Annotated in this window: 3 protein-coding genes; all 3 read right to left on the reverse strand. The window is 72.4% G+C overall.

Features of this window, described 5'->3' with window-relative positions; translation table 11 throughout:
• Window positions 1-808: MaoC/PaaZ C-terminal domain-containing protein (locus VIB55_RS11040; protein ID WP_331876715.1), on the reverse strand; the 808-nt coding region annotated here is incomplete at its 3' end.
• Window positions 805-1203 carry a secondary thiamine-phosphate synthase enzyme YjbQ gene (locus VIB55_RS11045; protein WP_331876716.1) on the reverse strand — a complete coding sequence of 133 codons (399 nt, stop codon included), beginning with the start codon at window positions 1201-1203 and terminating at the stop codon, window positions 805-807. The genes VIB55_RS11045 and VIB55_RS11040, both read right to left, overlap by 4 nt.
• 3 nt (window positions 1204-1206) lie before the next feature.
• On the reverse strand, window positions 1207-2565 hold the full coding sequence (locus VIB55_RS11050) for a PQQ-dependent sugar dehydrogenase (protein WP_331876717.1): 1359 nt from the start codon (window positions 2563-2565) through the stop codon (window positions 1207-1209).
• Window positions 2566-3028: the final 463 nt, after the last annotated feature.

The raw sequence follows: 3028 nt of genomic DNA on the forward strand, positions 1-3028 counted from the left end.
CGCGAAAGGCGATGCGCATCCGCCGCAGTGCGCCGGCGTCGTCACCCAGGCAGTGTTCGATCAGCGAGTGCGCGGCGCGGGCGGCGATGCAGTAGCCGTGAAGGATGGGCGCGCGGAAGCCGAACGGGCGCGCCGTGAGCCCCCACAGGTGAATCGGGTTGTAGTCGCCGGATACGCGGGCGTAGCGCCGGCCCGCGCTCCCCGACAGGTCCCAGCGAACCAGCTCCGTCCAGCCGCCCTCGGGCGCCACGGGGCCGGCGCGATCGGCTGGCCGGGCAGGGACACGATCCGGATCGTCCGTTCCCCGCGTCCTCACCTGGAAGACGCTCGTGGACTGGCAGCAGAGCTGGCCCGCACCCAGCCAGTTGCGGGCGAGCACCGTCATGCGAAAGCCGCGGCGCGCGGGCTCCACCCGGTCCAGCTCCACGCGGCAGCGCACCGCGTCGCCCGGGCGCAGGGGGCGCGCCCACACGAGGTCCGTCGACACGTGGACGATGGCGCCCAGCGGCAGCGGCTGCTCCATCCCGGCGAACATCTGCAGCGCCAGCGCCGTTTCCCAGGTGGCGCTGTAGAACGGCGGAACCACGCCGGTCCCCTCGCTGAAGCCCCCGATCCGCTCCCCGTCCGTCGCGGCGATGTACGCCTGCACGTGACGCGGATCGATTTCGATGCAAGCGCGCTCCGCGGAGACCTTCCGGCGCGGGATGGCGGCGAGGTCCAGCGGCGCGCCCGCCCGGCGCGCCTGGATGCCACGCGCTACCAGACGAACCATCGACCGCAGGTGCGAGGGCGCGGCCGCGCCGCTCATGCGCGCAGCAGCTGAACGGCCACGCGGCGCTCGCGCGGCCCGTCGAACTCGCAGAACCAGATCCCCTGCCACGTTCCCAGCACCGGCTGCCCGCCGCTGACGATGACGGTGAGCGACGGGCCGAAGAAGCTGGTCTTCAGGTGGCTGTCGCTGTTCCCCTCGTCGTGGCGGTAGAACGCCTCGTCCTTGGGCACCAGCCGCTCGAGCTTGCCGAGAAGGTCGTGCACCACGGCAGGATCGGCGTTCTCGTTGATGGTGAGCGCGGCCGTCGTGTGCAGGCTCTGCAGCACCACCACGCCCTCGTCCATTCCTAAGCGTGAGACGATCTCTCGCACGCGATCGGTGATGTCCAGCATCTCGCCGCGCCGGTGCGTCCGGATGCGGATCTCCTCCATCGTTCAGCGCTCGCCCACGTACATGATCCGCCAGATGCGGCCACCCGCGTCGTCCGACACGTAGAGCGAGCCGTCCGGCCCCTGCGCAAGCCCGGTGGGCCGGTGCCGCGCGCCGCCCTGCTGCCCCGGCGCGGGCACGGGCGCCTGCGCGAACACGGAGTGCGGACCGCTCGGCGCCCCCGCGGCGGTCATGGGCAGGAACGTGACGTTGAAGCCCTGCTGCGGAAGCGGGGCGCGGTTCCACGAGCCGTGGAAGGCCACGAACGCCCCGCCGCGGTACTGCGGGGGGAGCTGCGTGCCCGTGTAGAACAGCAGGTCGTTCGGTGCCCAGTGCGCGGGGAACGCGTACGCCGGGGCTGCCATGCCGGTGCAGCGGCCCACCTGCGTGCCGTTGCCGCCGTACTCCGGCGCCAGCACCTTCCGCCGGGCGCCGGGATCGAAGTAGCAGTACGGCCAGCCCCCGTCGGTGCCGCGGTCCAGGCGGAACATCTCTTCGGCGGGGACGTCGGCGTTCTGCTGTTCGGTGAAGCCCCAGTTGGAGCTCAGGTTGTCGCGCCCGTGCGAGACGGTGAAGGGCACACCCGCCGCGCGATGGAAATCCAGCGCGTATCCGTTGCGGATGCCGGTTGCCCAGCGCTCGCCGGCCGCCGGCGCCTGGTTCGCACGATTGGCGTCGAAGCGCCAGATGCCGGCGCGCGTGGCCAACTCGGGGCACGGGTCGCGGCCGGCGGAGCGGCTCTGGCGATCCTGCTCCTGGCAGGCGTTGGTCGCCGACCCGATGCTGACGAACATGCCGCCGCGCCCATCGAACGCCAGCGCCTTGGAGGCGTGCCCGCCCACCGGGAGGCCGTTGACCAGCAGTTCCGGCTGGCCCTGCGGCACCAGCTGCCCGGGCGTAAGCCGCCACCGGACGATGCCGTCGTTCATGGCGAAGTACAGCCAGCCGTCGTGAATCTGCAGGCCGCTCCCCGCGCGGTTCTCGAACTTCTGCCGCACCTCCGCGCGCCCGTCGCCATCCGCGTCGCGCAAGGCGATCACGCCCGCGGGCCCGTCGCGCCGCCCGGACAGCGAGGCGTACACGTCGCCGCTGGCCGACACGTCCAGGTGCCGCACCGGTCCCAGGCTGTCGGCCACGACGACGGCGCAGAACCCGTCGGGCAGCGTAAGGCCCACGTCGACCCTGGCGCACATTGCCGGGCTGGGACCGGCGATCTGCCATGGCGTGGTGTCCAGCGGACGCGCGTCGGCGGGGTTGGCGCGCGGCGGGGGAACGGACGCGGTCTCCCGCGCAGGCGGGGCGGGAGGGCAGGCCGCCAGCGCCAGGGGTGCAACGGCCAGCAGGGCGAGTCTGAACCGCGTCATGCGGGTCTCCGGATTCGTGAAGTCTGGTCTGCAGGGCGCAACCGGATGGTAGATGGCTGTACCCGCAACGCGCGCGCCGCGGTCCTGATCGTTGCAGGCGAACCGCGGAGCGTGATCGACTGAGTGCCGGCGCATGTCCAGGGAGCCCCCTCCCCCCGGCCCCCGTCCCCCGCTGCGCAGGGGAGGGGAGACCTGAATCGCGCTTCGGACGGCTCCGCGCACTCTACTGCGCGTGCAGTCCGCGCAGGCGGACTTCGGGCCCTTGTTGCCGCGAATTCATTCGCCCCAGCACGGCCGAGGCCTCAGGATTCGTGTCGCTGCCGCGCCCAGCCGGGGATGCGCCTCAGGCTAGATCCTTCGCCCCGCGACGGACGGTGTACGGGCCAGTCCGGTGCGCCTGGGGCTCAGGATGACAGGCTTTCGGTGTGTCCGCCGCCCTGGTTCATCATCGGGTCGTTCGCGG

It is taken from the genome of Longimicrobium sp., from assembly GCF_036554565.1.
Lineage (GTDB): Bacteria > Gemmatimonadota > Gemmatimonadetes > Longimicrobiales > Longimicrobiaceae > Longimicrobium.

Coding starts and splice junctions, on each gene's coding strand:
- VIB55_RS11050 (WP_331876717.1), bottom strand. CDS start 2,565: ATGACGCGGTTCAGACTCGCCCTGCTGGCCGTTGCACCCCTGGCGCTG.
- VIB55_RS11045 (WP_331876716.1), bottom strand. CDS start 1,203: ATGGAGGAGATCCGCATCCGGACGCACCGGCGCGGCGAGATGCTGGAC.